This is a genomic window from Mycobacterium sp. NGS19 (genome assembly GCF_059813155.1).
In genome coordinates this window covers 46,195-67,695 of the sequence record NZ_JCALEB010000006.1, presented here as the reverse complement: position 1 = coordinate 67,695, position 21,501 = coordinate 46,195, and the positions used below count along the sequence as shown (strand labels likewise).

At 69.2% G+C, this 21,501-nt stretch carries 21 protein-coding genes; 6 read left to right on the top strand and 15 right to left on the bottom strand.

The window, feature by feature from the left end; translation table 11 throughout:
• Positions 1 to 70: 70 nt before the first annotated feature.
• From cobN to AC5Y4N_RS17540, 8 genes are all read right to left on the bottom strand, one after another.
• The gene (gene cobN, locus AC5Y4N_RS17575; protein ID WP_499908151.1) at positions 71 to 3,640 is read right to left on the bottom strand and encodes a cobaltochelatase subunit CobN; all 3,570 of its coding nucleotides are present in this window, start codon (positions 3,638 to 3,640) and stop codon (positions 71 to 73) included.
• A gap of 3 nt (positions 3,641 to 3,643) precedes the next feature.
• A complete protein-coding gene (locus AC5Y4N_RS17570) occupies positions 3,644 to 3,979 on the bottom strand; it encodes a hypothetical protein (protein ID WP_499908150.1) in 336 nt (111 codons plus the stop codon).
• 91 nt (positions 3,980 to 4,070) lie between these two features.
• Positions 4,071 to 4,727 (bottom strand): HD domain-containing protein, encoded by a 657-nt coding sequence (locus AC5Y4N_RS17565; protein WP_499908149.1) that lies wholly within the window; start codon positions 4,725 to 4,727, stop codon positions 4,071 to 4,073.
• Positions 4,720 to 5,196 carry a hypothetical protein gene (locus AC5Y4N_RS17560; protein WP_499908148.1) on the bottom strand — a complete coding sequence of 159 codons (477 nt, stop codon included), beginning with the start codon at positions 5,194 to 5,196 and terminating at the stop codon, positions 4,720 to 4,722. The genes AC5Y4N_RS17565 and AC5Y4N_RS17560 overlap by 8 nt, the downstream gene beginning before the upstream one ends.
• Before the next feature lies 1 nt (position 5,197).
• Positions 5,198 to 6,454: a DUF58 domain-containing protein gene (locus AC5Y4N_RS17555; protein WP_499908687.1), complete on the bottom strand. Its 1,257-nt coding sequence runs from the start codon at positions 6,452 to 6,454 to the stop codon at positions 5,198 to 5,200.
• 13 nt (positions 6,455 to 6,467) lie between these two features.
• Complete coding sequence (locus tag AC5Y4N_RS17550) at positions 6,468 to 7,436, bottom strand: AAA family ATPase (protein ID WP_499908147.1); 969 nt, start codon at positions 7,434 to 7,436, stop codon at positions 6,468 to 6,470.
• The gene (locus tag AC5Y4N_RS17545) at positions 7,433 to 7,918 is read right to left on the bottom strand and encodes a hypothetical protein (protein WP_499908146.1); all 486 of its coding nucleotides are present in this window, start codon (positions 7,916 to 7,918) and stop codon (positions 7,433 to 7,435) included. Before AC5Y4N_RS17545 ends, AC5Y4N_RS17550 begins: the two co-directional genes overlap by 4 nt.
• A complete protein-coding gene (locus AC5Y4N_RS17540; RefSeq protein WP_499908145.1) occupies positions 7,915 to 8,865 on the bottom strand; it encodes a DUF4129 domain-containing protein in 951 nt (316 codons plus the stop codon). Before AC5Y4N_RS17540 ends, AC5Y4N_RS17545 begins: the two co-directional genes overlap by 4 nt.
• A gap of 42 nt (positions 8,866 to 8,907) precedes the next feature.
• Between AC5Y4N_RS17540 and cobG the strand changes: the two genes are divergently transcribed.
• From cobG to AC5Y4N_RS17520, 4 genes are all read left to right on the top strand, one after another.
• The gene (cobG, locus tag AC5Y4N_RS17535; RefSeq protein WP_499908144.1) at positions 8,908 to 10,017 is read left to right on the top strand and encodes a precorrin-3B synthase; all 1,110 of its coding nucleotides are present in this window, start codon (positions 8,908 to 8,910) and stop codon (positions 10,015 to 10,017) included.
• A gap of 10 nt (positions 10,018 to 10,027) precedes the next feature.
• Positions 10,028 to 10,648, top strand: a complete 621-nt coding sequence (locus tag AC5Y4N_RS17530) for a precorrin-8X methylmutase (protein WP_499908143.1) — start codon at positions 10,028 to 10,030, stop codon at positions 10,646 to 10,648.
• A complete protein-coding gene (locus tag AC5Y4N_RS17525; RefSeq protein ID WP_499908142.1) occupies positions 10,645 to 12,114 on the top strand; it encodes a precorrin-2 C(20)-methyltransferase in 1,470 nt (489 codons plus the stop codon). Before AC5Y4N_RS17530 ends, AC5Y4N_RS17525 begins: the two co-directional genes overlap by 4 nt.
• Positions 12,115 to 12,359: 245 nt before the next feature.
• Positions 12,360 to 13,451 (top strand): GGDEF domain-containing protein, encoded by a 1,092-nt coding sequence (locus tag AC5Y4N_RS17520; protein ID WP_499908141.1) that lies wholly within the window; start codon positions 12,360 to 12,362, stop codon positions 13,449 to 13,451.
• A 344-nt stretch (positions 13,452 to 13,795) separates the two neighbouring features.
• Here the strand turns inward: AC5Y4N_RS17520 and AC5Y4N_RS17515 are convergent, their stop codons facing one another.
• From AC5Y4N_RS17515 to dprE2, 4 genes are read right to left on the bottom strand one after another with little or no spacing between them, the layout of a single operon-like run.
• Positions 13,796 to 14,533: a cobalt-precorrin-6A reductase gene (locus AC5Y4N_RS17515; protein ID WP_499908140.1), complete on the bottom strand. Its 738-nt coding sequence runs from the start codon at positions 14,531 to 14,533 to the stop codon at positions 13,796 to 13,798.
• Positions 14,533 to 15,285 (bottom strand): precorrin-4 C(11)-methyltransferase, encoded by a 753-nt coding sequence (gene cobM / locus AC5Y4N_RS17510; protein ID WP_499908685.1) that lies wholly within the window; start codon positions 15,283 to 15,285, stop codon positions 14,533 to 14,535. The genes AC5Y4N_RS17515 and cobM overlap by 1 nt, the downstream gene beginning before the upstream one ends.
• Entirely contained in the window at positions 15,282 to 16,445 is a 1,164-nt protein-coding gene (gene cbiE, locus AC5Y4N_RS17505) for a precorrin-6y C5,15-methyltransferase (decarboxylating) subunit CbiE (RefSeq protein ID WP_499908683.1), read from the bottom strand. Before cbiE ends, cobM begins: the two co-directional genes overlap by 4 nt.
• The gene (gene dprE2 / locus AC5Y4N_RS17500) at positions 16,442 to 17,185 is read right to left on the bottom strand and encodes a decaprenylphospho-beta-D-erythro-pentofuranosid-2-ulose 2-reductase (protein ID WP_499908139.1); all 744 of its coding nucleotides are present in this window, start codon (positions 17,183 to 17,185) and stop codon (positions 16,442 to 16,444) included. The genes cbiE and dprE2 overlap by 4 nt, the downstream gene beginning before the upstream one ends.
• Positions 17,186 to 17,221: 36 nt before the next feature.
• Between dprE2 and AC5Y4N_RS17495 the strand changes: the two genes are divergently transcribed.
• On the top strand, positions 17,222 to 17,638 hold the full coding sequence (locus AC5Y4N_RS17495) for a F420-dependent biliverdin reductase (protein ID WP_499908138.1): 417 nt from the start codon (positions 17,222 to 17,224) through the stop codon (positions 17,636 to 17,638).
• A 2-nt stretch (positions 17,639 to 17,640) separates the two neighbouring features.
• Here AC5Y4N_RS17495 and AC5Y4N_RS17490 read toward each other — a convergent pair whose 3' ends face one another.
• Positions 17,641 to 18,759, bottom strand: coding sequence for a M24 family metallopeptidase (locus AC5Y4N_RS17490; protein WP_499908137.1), 1,119 nt, complete (start codon positions 18,757 to 18,759; stop codon positions 17,641 to 17,643).
• 71 nt (positions 18,760 to 18,830) lie between these two features.
• Positions 18,831 to 19,739, bottom strand: coding sequence for a short-chain dehydrogenase/reductase (locus AC5Y4N_RS17485; RefSeq protein ID WP_499908136.1), 909 nt, complete (start codon positions 19,737 to 19,739; stop codon positions 18,831 to 18,833).
• 53 nt (positions 19,740 to 19,792) lie between these two features.
• Between AC5Y4N_RS17485 and AC5Y4N_RS17480 the strand changes: the two genes are divergently transcribed.
• Complete coding sequence (locus AC5Y4N_RS17480) at positions 19,793 to 20,752, top strand: 5'-3' exonuclease (protein ID WP_499908135.1); 960 nt, start codon at positions 19,793 to 19,795, stop codon at positions 20,750 to 20,752.
• Here AC5Y4N_RS17480 and AC5Y4N_RS17475 read toward each other — a convergent pair whose 3' ends face one another.
• Entirely contained in the window at positions 20,753 to 21,469 is a 717-nt protein-coding gene (locus tag AC5Y4N_RS17475) for a DUF4333 domain-containing protein (protein ID WP_499908134.1), read from the bottom strand.
• Between the last annotated feature and the right edge of the window lie 32 nt (positions 21,470 to 21,501).

Sequence of the window (21,501 nt, the reverse complement as noted above, 5' to 3'; positions counted from 1 at the left end):
GCGAATTCAACGCTATGCAGAGAAAGTGCGAGAAGGGCACGCCATAGCGTTGAATTCGACGCGAAACTGCTCAGGCTTCGAGCTCGCCCTCGGTTTCCAGCAGGACCTGCTTGAGCCCGTCGACCGTCGCCGCCTGCGGTTGTGCCCACATGCCGCGGCTGACGGCTTCGAGCAGCCGCTCGGCCATGCCGTGCAAGGCCCATGGGTTGGACTCCGCCATGAATTTGCGGTTCACGTCGTCGAAGACGTACTGCTCGGCCAGCCGCTCATACATCCAGTCCGCCACTACGCCTGCGGTGGCGTCATAGCCGAAGAGGTAGTCGACGGTGGCGGCCATCTCGAACGCGCCCTTGTAGCCGTGGCGTCGCATCGCGGCCATCCACCGCGGATTGGTGACGCGGGCACGAAAGACCCGCGATGTCTCCTCCGCCAGGCTGCGGGTGCGCACCGCCTCGGGACGGGTGTTGTCGCCGATGTAGGCCGCCGGGTCGCGGCCGGTGAGGGCGCGCACGGTGGCCACCATCCCGCCGTGGTACTGGAAATAGTCGTCGGAGTCGGCGATGTCATGTTCGCGGGTGTCGGTGTTCTTGGCCGCCACCGCTATTCGCCGGTATTGCCGAGCCATGTCATCAGCCGCCGGCGCACCGTCGAGTCCGCGGCCGTAGGCGAACCCGCCCCACGCCGTGTAGACCTGGGCGAGGTCGGCATCGGTGCGCCAGGCGCGGCTGTCGATCAGCTGCAGCAGCCCGGCGCCGTAGGTCCCCGGCTTCGATCCGAAAACCCTTGTGGTTGCCCGTCTTTCGTCGCCGTGCTGAGCCAGATCGGCCTGGGCGTGGGCGCGGACGTAGTTGCGGTCCGCGGGTTCGTCAAGACCGGCCGCCAGTCGCACCGCGTCGTCGAGCATCGCCACCACGTGCGGGAAGGCGTCTCGGAAAAAGCCCGAGATGCGCACCGTCACGTCGATACGCGGCCGGCCGAGCTCGGCGAGGGAGATCGCTTCCAGTCCCGTCACCCGCCTCGACGCCTCGTCCCACCGCGGCCGGATGCCGAGCAGCGCAAGTACTTCGGCGATGTCGTCGCCGGAGGTGCGCATCGCCGACGTGCCCCACACCGACAGGCCGACCGACCGCGGCCAATCGCCGAACTCGTCGCGGTAGCGCGCCAGCAGTGAATCTGCCAGTGCGGCACCGGTTTCCCACGCGAGCCGCGACGGCACGGCCTTGGGGTCGACGGAGTAGAAGTTGCGTCCCGTCGGGAGCACATTGACCAGCCCGCGCAACGGCGAACCCGACGGTCCGGCCGCGATGAACCGCCCGTCCAGCGCGCGCAGCACCTGCTCGATCTCGGCCGCCGTGGAAGCCAACCGCGGCACCACCTGCGTGGCGGCGAACCGCAGGATCCGCGCGACATCCGGCTGGTCGGTCAGGCCGTCCACGGCCGACGGATCCCAGCCGGCTTTCTGCAATCCGGCCAGCAGAGCCCGGGCGTCGGCTTCGACCGCGTCGACGTCGGCACGGTCGGTGGCGTCGTCGGGGAGTCCCAGGGCTTGCCGCAGACCGGGCAGCGACTGGTCGCCCGCAAAGAGCTGCCGGGCCCGCAGAATCGCCAGCACCAGGTCCAGCAGCTGTTCGCCTTCCGGCGTACGACCGAGAATGTGCAGCCCGTCGCGGATTTGGACGTCCTTGATCTCGCACAGCCAGCCGTCGACATGCAGCAGGATGTCGTCGAACTGCTCGTCGGCGGGCCGTTCGGTGAGGCCGAGGTCGTGGTCGAGCTTGGCGGCTTGCAGCAGCGTCCAGATCTGCTGCCGCACCGCGGGCAGTTTCGCAGGGTCCAGGGCAGCGATGTTGGCATGCTCGTCGAGCAGCTGCTCCAACCGAGCGATGTCGCCGTAGCTTTCGGCCCGCGCCATCGGGGGGATCAGGTGGTCGACCAGCACCGCGTGCGCACGCCGTTTGGCTTGCGTGCCCTCCCCCGGGTCGTTGACCAAAAACGGGTAGATCAGCGGCAGATCGCCCAGCGCAGCGTCGGGACCGCACGCTGCCGACATGCCGAGAGTCTTGCCGGGCAGCCATTCGAGGTTGCCGTGTTTGCCCAGATGCACGATCGCGTGGGCTTTGAATCCCGTGCGCAGCCAGTGATATGCGGCCAGGTAGTGGTGGCTGGGCGGCAGGTCGGGATCGTGGTAAATCGCCACCGGGTTGTCGCCGAATCCGCGGGGCGGCTGCACCATCAGCACGACGTTGTCGGATCGTATTGCGGCGACAACGATTTCGCCGTCGGGATCGATGCTGCGGTCGACGAACAACTCGCCGGGCGGCGGCCCCCAGTGCTGCTGCACCTGTTCGGCGAACGACCGGGGCAACGTATCGAACCACTCGCGGTAATCGCGGGCCGCCACGCGGATCGGGTTGCCGGCCAGGTGTCCCTCGGTCAGCCAGTCGGGATCTTGTCCTCCGCGTTCGATCAGCGCGTGCATCAGCGCGTCGCCATCGCCCGCATCCAACCCGGGAATGTCACCGATCCGATAACCGTGCCGGCGCATCGCGTCCAGCAGCGCAATCGCGCTTGCCGGCGTATCCAGCCCGACGGCGTTGCCGATCCGCGCGTGCTTGGTGGGATAGGCGGAGAACACGACAGCCACCCGCTTGTCGCCCGGCGCAACGCGGCGCAGCATCGCCTGCCGCATCGCGATCCCGGCGACTCGGGCGCACCGCTCGTCGTCGGGCACGTAGGAAATCAGTCCTTCGTCGTCGATCTCCTTGAACGAGAACGGAACTGTGATGATCCGGCCGTCGAATTCGGGCACCGCCACCTGGCTGGCTACGTCGAGAGGGCTCAGCCCGTCGTCGTTGGACTCCCACGCGGCCCGCGGGCTGGTCAGGCACAGCCCCTGAAGGATCGGAATGTCAAGGGCGGCAAGGTGTTCGACGTTCCAGCTGTCGTCGTCACCGCCGGCCGATGCGCCGGCGGGAACCGCTCCGCCGGCCGCCAGCACAGTCACCACCATCGCGTCGGCGGCCGCCAGCGCTTCGATCAATTCGGGTTCGGCGGTCCGCAACGATGCGCAGTACACCGGAAGTGCGCGACCGCCGGCGTTCTCGATGGCCCGGCACAGCGCCTGCACGTAGCCGGTGTTGCCGGCCAGATGCTGTGCGCGGTAGTAAAGCACCGCGATCGTCGGCCCGTCGGCATGCGGCGACGCCCAGTCGAGCCGACCCCACGTCGGCGACGGGGTGGGCGGCGCGAAGCCGTACCCCGTCATCAGCAGGGTGTCGGACAGGAAGGCGTGCAGTTGGCGCAGGTTCTCGACGCCGCCGTGGGCCAGGTACAGGTGCGTCTGCACCGCGATCCCGGCGGGCACCGTAGAACGGTCCATCAAATCCGCGTCCGGTGCCTGCTCACCGCTTACCAGCACCGTCGGCACGCCACTGGCCCGCATTGCGTCGATGCCGTCTTGCCAGGCTCGGTACCCGCCGAGGATGCGCACGACGGCCACGTCGACGCCAGCGAGCAGCTCCCGCAGCTCATCGATGTCCAGCCGAGACGGGTTCGCCCACCGGTATGCGGCCCGGCTGGAGCGTGCCGTGATCAGGTCGGTGTCAGAGGTGGACAGCAGCAGGACGGTCGGGGCGGGCACCCGTCATTCGTACCCCACCGCGGCCATCGAGGGCGGGGTGACCACAGCCGGAGGGAGCGCGCGAGGCGGACGCGGCGGTTCCACCTGCACCTTGGCCGGGTCCGTGCCCTCGTACACACCGTCGAGATACACGTCGCACCACTTCTTGCCGTCGATGTCCTTGTAGCAGCACTTCGAGAAGCGGCTGCCGTTGCTGACGGTTGTGGTGTACGTGCCGTTCGCGGCCGCGCATTCGCTCTTGATGGTGGACTCCGACAGCGCGAAGGCCGCAGGAGCGGTGGCGATCATCGCACCCGCGGCGCCAGCGACGATCAGCAGTCCAACGTGAAATTGCTTCATGGTCGTCTCCTCTGTGTGGGGGCGATCGTTCGATGGAACGCCTCACAGGTAGGAGCGAGCCGCCTCGATTCGGTGACAGTTTTTCGGCGGATCAGATTTTTCGCTGACCCGACGTTTCCTCGAGGGCTTTCAGTTCGTCGGCCATGTTCGCTCGTGCGCGCGACTCCCATCGGCTGCGCGCCAACGACGTGTGAAACAGCGACGACGCGGCCAGCAGCTCGTGGAGGATTCGCGTGCGCCCGGCGCGGAATTCGGCGTCGCCGACGTGGCCGTACTCGGCTCTGACCGCGGCGCTGTTGGCGCGGTAGCGATCCGGTTCGATGCCCAGCACAGCAAGATCCGCATCGCACAGTGCCTCGCCGTTGCGGTCACCCTTCTGCGGATGGTGGCCGATCGTTACGCGCACCAGGCGCGCCACCTCCGCGACCAGCGCCGGGTCCACGCCGAGGGCGGCCAAGTCGGCTTCTGCCCGCTGTGCGCTGCGCTCCTCGTCGTCGGAGCGGCCCTGATAAACCGCGTCGTGATACCAGGCCGCCAGCCGCACAGCGTCGGGGTCTTGCGCGTGGTCGGCCAATTCCTCGACGTGAGTGAGGACTTCGCGCAAGTGCGCCAGCGTGTGGTAGCGCCGGTGCGGCTCGGACCATGACGCAATCAGCGCACGCCCGGTCGCCTCCGCGGCGGGGTCGCAAGTGTGCCGCGCAAGCAGATCGTTCCAGGCGCGCACAAGATCCTCTGCGTCATCAGCCATGCCGCTGCCCTTCACCGGCCTGCTGGCCACGCTGGAACGGCAGCAGTGAGAGCAGGAAGATCGCCACCGCGACGGGAGGAGCGACCAGCGGAAGCCAAGGCAGCTCGACCGGCAGCGCGGTGGCGACGATCCCGACGAACGTGAACCCCACCATCCCGATCACGGTGGGCAGAGTACTGGTCACGATGTCTGCTTCCGCCGCGTGCCTCAACACCAGATACGCCGCGGCCGAAAGGCCCGACAGCGCCGCGAACGTCGGTGCCGGGTCGGACAAAGCGACAGCGGTGCCCGCGAGCAGCACGCAAAGAGTTGCGGCGGAGCGGTATCGGAGCCCGAGGACGACGGTGACGGCGGCCACGACCGCAGCGATGGTGCCCGCCGTGCCCGCGCCGTTCCACGCGGCGGCAGTCATCAAGAAACCGAACGCCGTCGAAAACATCAGCGCGCCAGGCTGATTGCGCGTGTTCATCTCAGCGCCTCGCCGCCGGGTGCAGGTGGTCGGGTACCAGACGCATCGACTGGTCGAGGGTGACATCGGCCGGCCACGACACCACGTCGACGCCGATCACGCCCATGTCCCGGTACATCGCCGACCGTTGCAGCGCCCACATCCGCGTGATGATCGGATCCTGCTCCTGCTCGAACGGTGCACCCACGAGCACGTCGACTGCCACCACGGTGTGGCCGCGTCGCCGCAGGTCGAGCAGCGCCAGCGCAAACTCCGTGTCGAGCAGTGTGGAGAACGCGACGACGATGGCCCCGGGCGGCACGGCCGCTCGCGGTGCCAGCGTCCCGGTGCTCACCTCGTATTCGTTACCGGCGGCCAGGATCGCGTCGAGCACCCGGTAGAACTGGCGCCGACCGATGTCGGCGCCCAGCCATCGCGGCCGGCGCGCCCCGAGGGTGACGATCCCGGCCCGGTCGCCGTTGCGCAACGCGGTCTGCACCACCTGCACCGCACCGCGAACCGCGCGCTCCATGGCGTCGGTCGCCGGACCGGCGGCCTGCGTGCTGGTGTCGATCAGCACCACCACGTCGGCGGCACGGTCGGTCAGCCGCTGCGTGACGTGCAGGCTGCCGCGCCGGGCGCTGACCGGCCAGTTGACGGTGCGTAACTGATCCCCCGGCAGATACGGGCGAACGTCGGCGTATTCGACGCCCGGCCCGATGTGCCGGGTGAGGTGGGTGCCGAGTCGATCGGGTAGCTCGGTGCGCGGCAGGCCCGTGGACTGCGGCGGCGCGGTCGGGAACACGAAGATGTCGGCCACCTGCACCTCCGCCGACCCTGACAGCAGACCGCCTGCACACAGCGCATGCAGCCGCGCGGACAGCGGATAGCGGCCCCACCGCTGCGCCCGGGCGGCCACGTTCTTCGCGTAGACGGAACTGTCTTCGAGTACGTCGAGCTCCATCCCCTCTGGCGCGGTGACCTCCAACTGCACGGCGACGTCGTCGGCCTGTGCGGTCACCCACACGCGGGCGTGCGCCGGTTCGGATTCGAAGCAGCGGACCAACGCCGGTTGGGCGTGCGCCCGGACCGCCGACGCTCGTCGTTGCCACGGAATCGAACACAGCACGCCCAGCAGCGGCGCCACGAACGCGATCAGTGACGGCCGAGATGCGAGCACCGCCGCGCCCAGCCCAAGCGCCACACACGTGGCGATTGCTCGACTCAGAGGTGATGGCCCCCAACGGAACTCGACTTCCTCGATGCGGTGGTCAGCCAGGCCCGCGGCGATGTCAGTCACGTCGACCGTGCGCCCGGGGCACCGGCAGCCGCGCCAGCAGTTGTTCCACCACGTCGGAGCCGTGGACGCTGCGGACCCACATCTCCGGCCGTAAGCTGATCCGATGCGAGATAGCCGGCACCGCAAGGGTTTTGACGTCCTCGGGGATCACATAGTCACGGCCACACAGCAGAGCGCGTGCGCGGGCCAGCTGGACCAGGTCGAGCTCAGCGCGCGGGCTGGCGCCCACGGCGACCTGCGGATGGCTTCGCGTGGCCGCGGCCAGCGACACCACATAGTGCAGGATGTCGTCGTGGACGGTCACCTGCTCCACCGTCTCCCGCATCGCGAGGACGTCGTTGGCGTCGACGACCTGGTTGACCGCCGGTTGCGCCGACCCTCTGTCGAGCCTGCGCCGCAGCATCGCGGTTTCGTCGCGCTGGGACAGGTACTTCAATTCCAGCTTGATCGCGAAGCGGTCGAGCTGGGCTTCCGGCAGCGGGTAGGTGCCTTCGTACTCGATCGGGTTGTCGGTGGCCAGAACGATGAAAGGTAATGGCAGCCGGTGCGTCTCACCGTCGATGCTGACCTGCTCCTCGGCCATGGCCTCCAGCAGCGCGGCTTGGGTCTTCGGTGGCGTGCGGTTGATCTCGTCGGCCAAGAGCAGGTTGGTGAAGATCGGGCCACGGCGGAATTCGAACCGGCCCGACTGCATGTCGTAAACCGTCGAGCCCAGCAGGTCCGCCGGAAGCAGGTCCGGGGTGAATTGGACGCGGGTGAAGTTCAGGCCCAGCGCTGAGGCGAACGAGCGTGCAATCAGCGTCTTGCCCAGTCCGGGAAGGTCTTCGATCAGGACGTGCCCGCCGGCGAGCACGGTGGTCAGGATCAAGGTGAGCGCGGCACGCTTGCCGACGACCACGCGTTCGATCTCGTCGAGCACCGCCTCGGCGTGGGCGGTGGTCACCGTCGCCGGCATCGTCATACTCGTTCCAATCGCTCCAGGATGTCGTTGAGCGCGCTGCGGCCTGGACCAGGTGTGTGGCGCTCATTGAGCGCGACGTTGCTGGGATCGACCCACTGCCAGAGTTCGTCACCGAACAGCATCCGGCCGGTAGCCTGCATGGCCGCCGGGTCCTTGGTCGCCCGCTGCCCGGTGGCGAGCATGAATTCCCTTGCCAGCCTTGGCCTTAGATGCCGGTCCCAGTCCGCACGGCTGGAGTCGGCCCACCGGATCATCGATTCGGTGCGGGCGATCCAGCGCCGCATCGACTCTGCGGGCCCGTCCTGCTCACGCTCAGGCGTCTCGGTGGCGGGAACCCGCACAAGCAGCCGACGCGCTTCCACCAGCACCAGCGCCGCGACCCCGCCGGCGATCCACGGCACCCAGCGGTGTTCGACCATCGTCAACGCCAGTACCTCCGTGGCCAGCACCAGTCCCAGTCCGATCAGCGCCACCTTCGTCATACCGCGCTCCTGAGCTCGGCGAGCACCAATTCCAGTGCCCGCACGGCGGTTTCGCGATGCTCCTCCGTCATGACGTGCGGACTGAACCGTGCCTCGGCGAACAAGTCGACCAGATCTGTCGCGGCGCCGGGGTGAACGGCATGGTGCTCGACTGCCCGGGCCAGCACTTCGGAAGGGGTGTCCGACTCTTGCGGCACCACGCCGGGGGCGTTCGCCAACGCCTGCTCCATCGCCGCGTAGCACGCGATGATCGCCTCGCGGGGTTCGCGGCTCAGGTCGCCCATCGCGGCCAAACCGCGTTCGGCGGCCAGCGCCAGCGATTGCGGCTCCGACGCCGCAGGCGCCGCCTCTGCGGCGGCGTCGTCGAGCGGCAGCGGCGGCACAGGGCCGCGGCGGTGCCGGCGCAGCGTGATCACGGCGCCGATGCCCCACAACGCCAGCATGACCATCGTCGTGGCGAACAGGTACCAGAACAGGCCGCTCTGCTCTGCCGGCTGGGCGGGCGGCGCGGGGGGCGGGGTTGGTGTGGGGGTGGCGCCGGGCGCGCTGCTGGTCGGAGCCGACGTCACCGACGGTGTCTCCAGCCGGATGTCGAGGCGCAGCAGCACGATGACGACGGCCAGCCATGCCACCAACACGGCCAGCCCGATCAGCAGAATGCGCCGGGTGGGCCGCCACCGCTCGCCGCTGCGGCGCCGAGGCAGCTGTTTGGAGGTCGGCGCCTCGGCGCGGGGATTGCGAAGCACGGTGACGATCGCCAGCGTGATGATCGCGACGGCGACCGCGAGCAGCGCGATCACCGCGACCATGGCCGCCGGGTTGTCGGTGTGCTGCTCCTGCGTGCGGGCCGCTTGGCCCGGCAACCGCCCGCGCAGCGCGACGCCGGCGAAGACCACCAGCGTGATCAACGCGACCACGCGCCCCGTCGCCCTATCGATACCGGGCATCATGACCCATCGTGGCACGTCCGGGTCGCTTACGGTGGACGGATGCGCACCCGTGACGTCGACGCCTGCCCCGGCGCGCTGTCGGTGCACCACGCGGCGGACGGCGCGCTGGCCCGCATCCGGCTGCCGGGCGGAATGGTCTCCTCGGCGCAGCTGCAGGCACTTGCACGGGTGGCCGCCGACGTCGCGTCGCCGGCGATGGAGCTGACCTCGCGCGGCAACATTCAGATCCGGGCCATCACCGACGAAGCGGCCGTCGCGCAGGCGGCGGCCGCGGCCGGCCTGCTGCCGTCGGCCACCCATGAGAAGGTGCGCAACATCGTCGCGTCGCCGCTGTCGGGGCGCGTGGGCGATCACCCTGATGTGCGGAGTTGGGTTGCCGAGCTCGACGAGGCGATCATGGCCGAGCCGTCGCTGGCTTCGGTGGGCGGCCGGTTCTTGTTCAGCATCGACGACGGCCGTGGCGACGTGTCAGGGCTGAGCCCCGACGTCGGCGCCCATGTGGTCGACGACGATGCGGTGGCGCTACTGCTCGCCGGACGCGACACCGGGGTGCGGCTCCCGTTCTCCGAGGTGGTGACGACGCTGGTGACGGTGGCGACCCGGTTCGCCAGACTGCGTCAGAAAGCTTGGCGCATAAGCGAATTGGATGATGTAGCACCGCTGGTTGCCGGATTCCGGAGGTCGGCCCACGCGGCAGTGGCATGGCCGGCCGCCGCTGAGCCCCCGGTCGGCTGGCTGCCTCAGCGCGACGGCCGGATCGCGTTGGGCGCGGCAGTGCCGTTGGGGGTCCTGCAAGCACGCGTCGCCGAATTTCTCTCCGCAATCGAGTCGCCGATGGTCGTCACCCCGTGGCGGTCGGTGCTGGTGTGCGACCTCTCCGAGCACGTCGCCGACACCGCGTTGCGGGTGCTGGCGCCGATGGGCCTGGTATTCGACGCGAACTCGCCGTGGCTGTCGGTCAGCGCCTGCACAGGCAGCCCGGGATGCGAGCACTCGCGCGCCGACGTGCGCGCCGACGCGGCTCGGCTGGTCGCCGACGGGTTCGGCGGTCATCGCCGCTACGTCGGCTGCGAGCGGGCGTGCGGCAGCCGCCCTGGCGACGACGTCTGGGTGGCCACCGGTGACGGATACCGGCGCCTGCCTTCGTAGGGTGAGCGGCGTGCTCGACTACATCCGCGACCCCGCCGAGATCTACCGGCAGTCGTTCGCGACAATCCGTGCCGAAGCCGATTTGTCGCGGTTCCCCGACGACGTCGCGAACGTTGTCGTCCGGATGATTCACACCTGCGGTCAGGTCGATCTGGCGGAGCACATCGCCTTCACCGACGACGTCACCGCCCGCGCCCGCGCGGCGCTGGCCGCCGGCGCGCCAGTGCTGTGCGACTCGTCGATGGTGGCCGCGGGCGTGACGCGGCTCAAGCACGGCAACGAGGTGGTCTCACTGGTGGCCGATCCCCGCGCCGCCGGCCTGGCCGCGCGACTGCACACCACCCGCTCGGCCGCCGCAGTCGAACTCTGGGCCGATCGGCTGGGCGGGGCGGTGGTGGCCGTCGGCAACGCGCCGACAGCGCTGTTCCGGTTGCTGGAACTGGTCGACGACGGCGCGCCGGCACCGGCGGCCGTGCTCGGCGGGCCGGTCGGATTCGTCGGGTCGGCGCAGTGCAAGGACGAACTGGTCGCCCGCCCCCGTGGCATCGCCTATCTGGTGGTGACGGGCCGGCGGGGCGGCAGCGCGATGGCCGCCGCCGCAGTCAACGCCTTGGCGGGCGGGCCGGCGTGACCCGCCGCGGCACATTGTTCGGTGTCGGGCTGGGCCCGGGCGACCCGGAGCTCGTCACTGTCAAGGCCGCCCGCGTCATCGGCGCGGCCGACGTGGTGGCGTACCACAGCGCGCGCCACGGGCGAAGCATCGCGCGCGGCATCGCCGAACCGTACCTGCGGGCCGGGCAGATCGAAGAGCATCTGGTCTACCCGGTGACCACCGAGACCGTCGACCACCCGCGCGGCTATGCCGGCGCGATCGAGGACTTCTACGCCGAATGCGCCGAGAAGATCGCGGCACATTTGGACGCCGGGCGGGATGTGGCGCTGCTGGCCGAGGGTGATCCGCTGTTCTACAGCTCCTACATGCACATGCACACCCGGCTCACCGAGCGCTTCGACGCGGTGATCGTGCCGGGCGTGACGTCGGTGAGCGCGGCGTCTGCCGCGACCGCGACGCCGCTGGTGGCCGGCGACGAGGTGTTGTCCGTGCTCCCCGGGACACTGCCGACCGCCGAGCTGGCCCGGTATCTGGCCGACGCCGACGCGGCCGTGGTGCTGAAGCTGGGACGCTCCTATCCCGCTGTGCGAGAAGCACTTTCGCTTGCCGGCCGACTTGACGACGCGTATTACGTCGAGCGGGCCAGCACCGGTGCGGAGCGGGTGTTGCCGGCCGCGGAGGTCGACGGCGCGTCGGTGCCGTACTTCTCGCTGGCCATGGTGCCCGGTGGTGCGCGCCGATCCGCGGTGGGCGGAGTCGCCGTGGTGGGGCTCGGACCCGGGGCGCCGGAGTGGATGACGCCGCAAAGCCGGCGCGAATTGGCGGCGGCCACCGACGTGATCGGCTACGGCCCGTACCTGGACCGGCTGCCCGAACGGCAGGGGCAGCGCCGCCACCCCAGCGACAACACCGACGAGCCCGCCCGAGCCCGGCTGGCCTGCACGCTTGCCGAGCAGGGCCGCGCGGTTGCGGTGGTGTCGTCCGGCGATCCGGGCGTGTTCGCGATGGCGACCGCGGTGCTCGAGGAGGCCAAGCAGTGGCCGGGTGTGCAGGTGCGGGTGATTCCGGCGATGACCGCCGCACAGGCAGTCGCCAGTCGTGTCGGCGCGCCGCTGGGACACGACTATGCGGTGCTGTCGCTGTCGGACCGGCTCAAGCCGTGGGAGGTGATCGAAGCCCGGCTGATCGCGGCCGCGCAGGCCGACTTGGTGCTGGCGATCTACAACCCGGCGTCGAAAAGCCGCACCTGGCAGGTAGCTGCGATGCGGGATCTGCTGTTGGGCTACCGCGATCCGGGCACACCGGTGGTGGTCGGGCGCGACGTGTCGGGACCGCACGAAGACGTGCGTGTGGTGCAGCTAGCCGACCTCGACCCCGCGTGTGTCGACATGCGCTGCATGCTCATCGTCGGTTCGTCCCAAACCCAGTGGTACTCAAGCGATTCCGGGGATCGGGTGTTCACCCCGCGCCGCTACCCAGCCTGACGCGTACGGGCGACATCATTGCGCGGTCCAAGCCGGGGCGCTCATGTGATTGTTGTCTTGACCGGCGCGGAAGCCACTGAATATGTTGGCTACCTCGATGGTATGCAGCGGTGTAGCCCTGTCTGAGTGAGGCGCGATGGACCATGACCTACGTGGCCAAGGGGTCCGTCAGCTGCCTGGTGAAGGACCGCGCTGGACTGATGGACCCAAGCCGTCGATCTGATTCGGTTGAGAGCGGGCCATCGATGATTCGTCGGTGGGCGAGCGCACCGACGACAGTGGCCTCGGGTCAGGCCACTCAATTCGACTGGGTCACGCAGTTCCTTCGAGAGCGGGGATTGCTGCGGGCCGCGCAGAAAGTCATGGCCGTCGTGAACTCGTCGGCGGCGTTGGTGGCGCTCAGCCTCATGGTCGGCTGGACGCGCAAGAATCCGACCTTGCTCATCTTCGGGGGTTTGGCGCTCGCGTACATCGCGGTCCGGACGGCGTTTTGGCTGACCCGGTGGCCGACGCGCCGACAGTCGGCGACCTTCGTCATCCTCAGCATATTCTGGGTCGCCCTGCTGAGCCTGCTGCAGTGCAAACCCGCTATGGGGGCGTTGGCCTGTACGGCCCTGGCGGTCACTGGCAGCTACATCGCGTTCTTCCACGGCACGAAGGTGTTGACGCTCAACTTCGCGGTGGCCGTCTGCGCCGGCCTGGTCGCCGCGTGGCGGCTGTCCCGTGACTCCGGCTTCGCGACAGCGGCGTGCGCGCTGTGGATGATTTGGTTCCTGAACTTTTCGGTGCCCCTGGCCATCCGGGGTGCGATCAATGCGATGGGCCGGTTCGCCACGCGCTGCGAACAAGACCCCCTCACCGGCCTGCTGAACCGCCGTGGATTCATCGGCACGCTCACTCGCGAGTCGGCTCGCCGCACGATGTCGGACGGTTACCTGACCATGCTGATGGTCGACATCGACAACTTCAAGCGCATCAACGACAGCCATGGCCACGTTGCGGGCGACCGCACTCTGGTGTGCGTCGCCGATACGCTTCGCCGCCATAGTCCATCCGACGCCACGGTCTGCCGGGCCGGCGGCGAAGAATTCCTGATCGCGATCAGAAGCTCCACCCCGGCGGCGACCGAGGTTGCCGCCGACCTCTGCGCCGCCATTGCAGCGCTTCCGCACCGGATCACCGCAAGCATCGGTGCCGCCTGCGTCGATCTGCGCACCTTGCGATACCCAATCACCGGTGCATGCGTCGATCAGCTGATCGCGACAGCGGACTCGGCGATGTACGCCGCCAAACGCAGCGGCGGCAATCGTGCGATGCACACGTCACGCCGTGCCTGAGCCGGTGATGTGAGTGCCCGAAATCGGGTACTCGCATCTGCTGGGCTTTTCACCAGCAGGACCCACCGGGGGTGTGACATGTCATCCAGTCGTCTCACAGCACGCCGAGTTGCTGCAGCCCTTGCGATCGCGGGCGCTGCGGTCGCGGCGCCGGGCGTCGTTACGGGTACCGGCGGCATCGGGGTCGGCCAAGCAGCTCCGGGGTCCGATTGCACCACCGACACGACCCTGGGCGACAACTCGGTGTGATGCGCACCGGAGGCTCCGGCCCCCTCCGGTGCACCGAGCGAACAGGACCTGACCGATTCCTCCGACAACGGCGCCGGGCAAGGGGCGGGCCCGCGCTAGCAGCGTGCCGGTCTGATGTTGCGCAGCCAGGTGAGCGCCTCGTCGACGGTGCCGACGGCAGGCACTCCCGCAGGAAGCGCTGGCCGGTCGATCATCAGAACAGGAATGTAGAGAGCGGCCGCGGCATCTAGTTTGGCGCGCGTGTGGTCACCGCCGCTGTTCTTGGTGACGAGGGCGTGGATGCGGTGCTCGCGCATCAGTGCGAGTTCGTCGTCGTAGTGGTACGGCCCGCGAGACAACAACAGGTGGTGGCGCATGGGCAGCGCATCCGGACGCGGTGCAACGACGACGCGGATCAAAAACCACGCAGTCGAATCCGCGAACGCCGCAATGGTGGAGCGGCCACTGGTGAGGAAAACACGTGAATACCGTTCGCGCTCAATAACTCCAGCCGCTTCGGCCGCCGACGCCACCGATATCGCACCGCTGCAATCCCACGGCGGCCGGGACAGAATCAGATGCGGCAGGCCCAGACCGGCACACACGTCGGCAGTCCGCGCGGTCATCGTGGCGGCGAACGGGTGAGTGGCGTCGACGACCGCGTCGATCCGGTTCTCCAGCAGCCACTGCCGCATCGCCTCGGCCCCACCGAACCCGCCGATGCGCACTTCGCCGGCAGGCAGCGCCGGGTCGGGCACCCGCCCAGCCAGCGAGCTGATCACATCGACGTCGGGATGCAGCCGCTGGGCAAGCGCCCGCGCCTCCGCCGTGCCGCCGAGCAACAGCACCCGCATCAGTGCCTCCCGGTGCGCCGCCGCGCCGGCGAGTAGAGATAGCTGTCGGTGAAACCTTCGGCGGCGAGCACGTCCCCGACGACGATCACCGCCGTGCGGGTGACGCTGGCGGCGCGCATCATCTCGCTGATCCCGCCGAGTGTGCCGTGCAGCGTCTGCTGTTGCGGCCAGCTCGCGAAAGCTACTACGGCACAAGGCGTTTCGCGTCGGTAGCCACCGGCTATCAGCTGCTGCACCACGGTGTCTATCTGCGCGGCGGCCAGATGCAGCACGAGCGTCCCCCGGCCCGACAGACTTGCCAGGTCCTCCCCGGGCGGCATCGCCGTCGACAGCGTGGCCACCCGGGTCAGCGTGACAGTCTGCGCGACGCCGGGGACCGTCAGCTCCCGGCGCAGGACGGCCGCGGCGGCCGCGAACGCCGGTACCCCGGGCACGATCTCGTAGTCGATGGCGAGCGCATCGAGCCGGCGACACTGTTCGGCCACCGCGCTGTAGAGAGAGGGGTCGCCGGAGTGCAGACGGGCGACGTCGTGGCCCGCGGCGTCGGCCGCCGCGAGTTCGTCGACGATCTGGTCGAGGTTCAGCGGACCGGTGTCCACCACGCGGGCGCCCGGCGGGCACTGCGCCAGCAGGTCGTCGGGCATGATCGACCCGGCGTACAGGCACACCGAGCAGCGCTGGAGCAGCCGCAGGCCCCGCACGGTGATCAGATCCGCCGCGCCCGGACCTGCGCCGATGAAATAGACGGTCACCTCTTCGTCACCACCCATTGCGTGATCGGCATCGCCGGTCGCCACCCGGTGAATCTTCCTAGCGGCTCGCCCGCGTAGTGCTGAAACCGCCGCAGCTCGCCGCCAAACTTCGAGTACCAGTGCAGCACAACAGCTTCGGACTCGGCAGTGACTGCGTTGGTAACCAGCCGGCCGCCGCTGAGGAGTCGCTCGAAGCAGGCCTCCACCATTCCCGAGCGGGTCAGCCCGCCGCCGATGAAAATCGCTGACGGGTCGGCGGCACCGTCGAACGCGTCCGGCGCAGCGCCGCGGACCTGGACGTCGACGCCACTGCCGATCGCGTTGAGCTCGACGAACCTGCGGCGCCGCTCGTCGCGCTCGAAAGCGACCGCGGTGCAGTCGGGCCAGCGCAGCGACCACTCGACCGCGATGCTTCCCGAACCGGCGCCGACGTCCCACAACCGCTCCCCCGGCCGCGCCGCCAGCGCCGCCAGCGTGAGCGCCCGGATCGTCTGTTTGGTGATCTGGCCGTCGTGAGCGAAGACGTCGTCGGACAAGGGCGAAATTCGCTCGTCCGGAAGATATTGAATGGCAACGACATTGAGGTCGTCCACGTCTTGGGGGTGGTCGGCCGCCCAGTCCCGGGCGGTGCTGTCGCGGCGGCGTTCCGCGGGACCGCCCAGCTGCTCGAGCACCGTGAACACCGAGTCCCCGCGGCCGCAGGCGTCGAGCCGCGCCGCCAGCTCGAACGGTGTGGTCCTGTCGCGCGACAGCACGACCGCGCGACCACCGCGGCGTACCGCGGTGTGCGGCTCGGCGGTCACAAGGCTGATCACCTCCGTGTCGTGCGCGGTCCAACCCATTCGGGAACAGGCGAGCGCTGCGCTGGACACGTGCGGCAGCACCTTCACCCGCTCAGGACCGAAGAGCCGCATCAGTGTGCCGCCGACGCCGTGCAACATCGGGTCGCCGCTGGCCAGCACATGCACGTCGGCGGGCAATGCCCGCAGCGCCGGCAGCATCGGGGACGGCCAGTGCCGCAGCTGCGCCGTGACGGACGTGTCGAGCAGGTCGAGTTGACGCCGCGACCCGTAGATCGTGTGGGCACGGCGAAGCTCGCCCCGGGCGGCCTCTGACAGGCCGGCCATGCCGTCCGCGCCGATGCCGACGACGACGATCACCTCGGCATTCTCCGCCACACCCACCGCGGCAGCAGCCGCATCCCGAAGAACACCGGCCGTAGCACCCACGGCACCCAGACCTCGCCGCGGCCCTTCGCCAGCGCCCGCACCGTCGCGGCGGCCACCTGCTGCGGTGTACTGGAGAACGGCGCCGGCGTCATGCCCTGCGTCATCCGGCCGATCACGAAGCCGGGCCGCACCACCAGCACGTGCACCCCTGAACCGAACAGCGCGTCGGCCAGCCCTGAGGTGAACCCGTCGAGTCCCGCCTTGGCCGACCCGTAGACGTAGTTGGCTCGACGCACCCGCACGCCCGCCACCGAGGAGAACACCACCAGCCGACCTCGACCGGCCGCACGCATCGCGTTGGCCAGATGCGTCAGCAGGCTGACCTGCGCGACGTAATCGGTGTGCACGATCGCCACCGCATGCGAGGCGTCGCGTTCCGCACGCTGCTGGTCGCCGAGAATGCCGAACGCCAGCACCGCGGTGCCGATCGGACCGTGCTCGGCGACAAGGGATTCCACCACCCGACCGTGGCTGTCGAGGTCGTCGGCGTCGAACTCGACGGTATGCACCGCTTCGGCGCCGGCGGCGGTCAGTGCGTCGCACTGCTCGCGCAGGCGCTGCGGGCCGCGGGCGGCCAGCACCACGGTTGCGCCGGGCGCGAGCCGCACGGCGAGCTCGGTGCCGATCTCGCTGCGGCCGCCGAAGATCACCACCAGGTCCGTGTCGCCCACGCGTGGAGACTATCGCCTGCGCTAGCGTGGTCTGCGATGGCAAACTCGTCGACCACGCGATTGAACGCCGACGCGCTGGCCTTTCTCAGCGAGCGCCATCTGGCCATGCTGACCACACTGCGCGCCGACAATTCGCCGCATGTCGTTGCCGTCGGTTTCACATTCGATCCCAAGACGCACATCGCCCGGGTCATCACGTCAGGTGGATCCCAGAAAGCGGTCAACGCCGAGCGTGGCGGCATCGCGGTGCTGAGTCAGGTCGACGGCGCACGGTGGTTGTCGTTGGAGGGCCGGGCCAAGGTCAATACCGACGCCGACGCGGTCCGCGACGCCGAGCTGCGGTACGCGCAGCGCTACCGCACCCCGCGCGAGAACCCCAAGCGGGTGGTCATCGAAGTACAGGTGGAGCGGGTGCTGGGCTCGTCGAACCTGCTGGACCGCTCCGGCGGGTAGTGCTATACGGGCACGACAGCGAGCTCGTGCGGTCGGTGGTTCACCGGCTCTGCGCCATAGGACGTCACGATCACGATGTCCTCGATGCGCGCGCCCCACCGCCCCGGGAAGTAGATACCGGGCTCGACCGAAAACGCCATCCCCGCCCGTAGCGGTAAGCGGTTGCCGGCCACGATGTAGGGCTCCTCGTGTACCGACAGCCCGATGCCGTGTCCGGTGCGGTGCACGAACGCCTCCCCCAGCCCGGCCTGCGCCAGCACCCCGCGAGCGACGGCGTCCACTTGTTCGGCGGTGACGCCCGGGCGCACCGCGGCGACAGCCGCCTGCTGCGCGCGTTGCAGTACCGAATAACGTTGCGCCACTTCCGGGTCGGGCTCACCGAGGCTGTAGGTGCGGGTGGAGTCGGAGTGGTAGCCCGGTTCGTAGGCGCCGCCGATGTCGACGACCACGATGTCGCCGGCCTGCAACACCCGGTCCGAGCATTCGTGGTGAGGATCAGCACCGTGCGGGCCGGAGCCGACGATGACGAACGCTACCTCCGAATGTCCTTCGGCCACAATCGCTTTTGAAATATCGGCGGCAACGTCGGCCTCGGTGCGCCCCGGCGCCAGGAACTCCGGTACCCGCGCGTGCACGCGGTCGATCGCCGCACCGGCCTGCCGCAGAGCGTCGATCTCACTGTGGTCCTTGATCATCCGCAGCTGGCGTAGCACGTCGGTGGCCAGCACCGGTGTGACCCCGAGCAATCTGGCCAGGGGCAGCAAGTGCAAGGCAGGCATGGATTCAGTGACCGCGGTCGCTGTCTTCGCAGCGCCGAGTGCATCGACCACCAGCGAGTACGGATCCTCGCCGTCGACCCAATCCCGGACCGGCAGGCCGAGTTCGGCGATCGCGGACTCTCTCAGCGACGCCAGCTCGAGCCGCGGCACCACCACGGTCGGCGCGCCGGTGGCGGGCAGCACCAGCGCGGTGAGCCGCTCGAAGGTCTGCGCCCGCGACCCGACGAGATAGCGCAGGTCATAACCCGGAGTGACGATCAGCCCCGCCAATCCGGCCGCCGCGGCGGCGTTGGCGGCGCCGTGCAGGCGGCGGGCGTAGACCTCGGAGCTGAATCGGCTCATGGCGAAAGGCTAGCGCCGCGCGTCCTCCAACTCGGTCAACGACAGCTCGAGTCCGCTCGCCAGCAGATTCGTCATCGTCCGTCGACAGCAGCCGCGACGTCGCGATTGTGCAACAACACATCGTCCATCACCGCGGTCGTCACCGGGCGCATCGCCAGCAGCGGCGCGACCCAGGACGGCGCGGCGACCCAGGCCGCGCGCCGTTCGACTCCATCGAGCACCACAGCGGCGGCGTCGCTGACCGGGATCGGGCGCGACAGGAAGCCGGGAAACGCCTGCCGCACCCTTGCTGCCTTGTCGTGGGAGAACACGTCGGCCGCCAGATCGGTGTCGATGAACCCGAGGTAGGCGATCCCCGATGTCACCCCGTATGGCGCGAGTTCGACGCGCAACGCCCTGCTGAGCTGCTCGACGCCGGCCTTGCTCATCGCGTACGGCGCTGCCAGCACGCCGTTGAAGAACGCATAGATAGAGCCGACGAACATGATGTGCCCGCGCCGCTGCATCAGCGCGTCGACGGTGGCCCGCGCGGTTCGCCACTGGCCCAGCAGGTCGACCTCGACCGTGCGCTCGAATGCCGACGGGTCGATGGTCGCCACCGGCTCTGACGGCGGCGCGATGCCGGCGTTGGCCACCACCACGTCGATGCCGCCGAACTCTGCGACCGCGCCGTCGGCCGCCGCGCGCAACGCCTCCACGTCGGTCACGTCGGCCTCGAACGCAGCGGCACGCGAGCCGAGTTCGTCAGCCAGCTCCTGCAGCGGCGACAGCCGACGGCCCACCAGCGCCACATGCGCACCGCGGGCATGGGCCTGGCGCGAAATCTCGGCGCCCAACCCGCGAGCGGCACCGGTGATGAACACCACCCGCCCGTCGAGGCTGAATTCCGTTGAGCCACCCAATAATCCGCCAACCAAGGGCAGTGATCGCCACAGCCTCGTCACGGTACGTGCCAACAGCCGGGCGGCGTCGTCGATCATGCCCACCTGAGTTGCCGCCTGATGCCATTTCTAACCGCTGGCATGATGACCGCATGCCAGCTCCCCTGCTTCTGCTCGACGGTGCGAGCATGTGGTTCCGCTCGTACTACGGGGTGCCGTCGTCGATCACCTCACCCGACGGCAAACCCGTCAACGCGGTGCGCGGCTTCCTCGACGCGGTGGCGGCGGTGATCACCCGCGAACGCCCGAGCCGGCTGGTGGTGTGCGACGACTGGGACTGGCGCCCGCAGTGGCGCGTCGACCGCATTCCGTCCTACAAGGCACATCGCGTCGCCGAGCCACTGCCGGACGGCGAACCGGACATCGAGGAAGTGCCCGACGACCTGACGCCCCAAGTCGAGTGGATCCTCGAGGTTCTCGACGCGTTCGGCATTCCCACCGCCGGCGCACCCGGCTACGAGGCCGATGACGTGCTCGGCACGCTGGCGGCCCGCGAGCGCCGCGACCCGGTGATCGTGGTGAGCGGTGATCGCGACCTGCTGCAGGTGGTCACCGACGAGCCGGTACCCGTGAAGGTGCTGTACCTGGGCCGCGGACTGGCCAACGCGACGATGTTCGGGCCGGCCGAGGTCGCCGAACGCTATGGTGTGCCTGCCCATCGCGCCGGGCCTGCGTACGCGGAGCTGGCGCTGCTGCGCGGCGACCCGTCCGACGGCCTACCCGGTGTGGCCGGCATCGGCGAGAAGAGCGCGGCGACGCTGCTGTCCCAGTACGGTTCACTGGAGGCGATTCTGGAAGCAGCGGAGGACCCGAAGTCCAAGCTGCCCAAGGCTTTTCGCAAGAAGATCCTGGCGGCCCGCGACTACTTGGAAGCGGCGGGGCCGGTGGTCAGGGTGGCCACGGACGCGCCTGTGCAGTTGTCGACGGACACCGACGAGCTTCCGCTCGCCCCCGTCCACCCGCGAAAGGTGGCGAAGCTGGCCGAGAAGTATGGCATCGGCTCGCCGGTGGGCCGTTTGCAGAACGCGCTCGACGCGCTGCCGGCCAGGTAACTATTTCGGTCGGCCGACCTCGTACGTGCCGCTGTCGTCCTGGAACGTCACGGTCACCTGCTTGTGCTGACCGTCGACGCTCGCGTCGCAGGTGAAGGTGTCGCCCTTCTTCACGGTGGGGTTCTGGCCGTTGTTGCACTTGACGTCGGTGACGTTCTTGACGCCGTAGCCGTTGGTCTGGTCGGTCAGCACCGACTTCACGCCGTCCTGGGCCTTGTTCACGTCGAGTTTGGTGGTGACGAAAAATCCCGGCTTCCAGAAACCCAGGACCAGCACGATGGCCACGACGATCACGGCAAGTACACCGACGACGGTGCCGAGGATGGCCAGCGAACGCTTGGAACCCTTCTGCCCCGGGCCCTCGCCGAAGGTCGCCGGGGCTTCGCCGTACTGCGGTGCACCCGGCGGCGGCGCGTACTGCGGCGGCTGGCCGTAGCCCTGGCCGTACGGCGGGTATTGGCCCGGCTGCGCGTATTGCGTCGGCTGCTGTGCCGCTTGCTCGGTGGGCGAGTACGGCTGCTGGCCATATTCCTGCCCTGGCTGCGAATACTGTTGGGGCGCACCGGGATACGGCTGGGCTTGGGGGTACTGCTGCGGCGAGTACGCGGGCTGCTGCCAGCCCTGTTGAGCGGTCGGCTCCTCAGCGCCCGACGGCTGCTGCTGCTCCGGCCGGCCCGACCATTGCTGATTGGGATCGTATCCCTGGGGTCCGCTCATCGCGCTTCCGTTCTCCTACCTCTCGCAGTAGT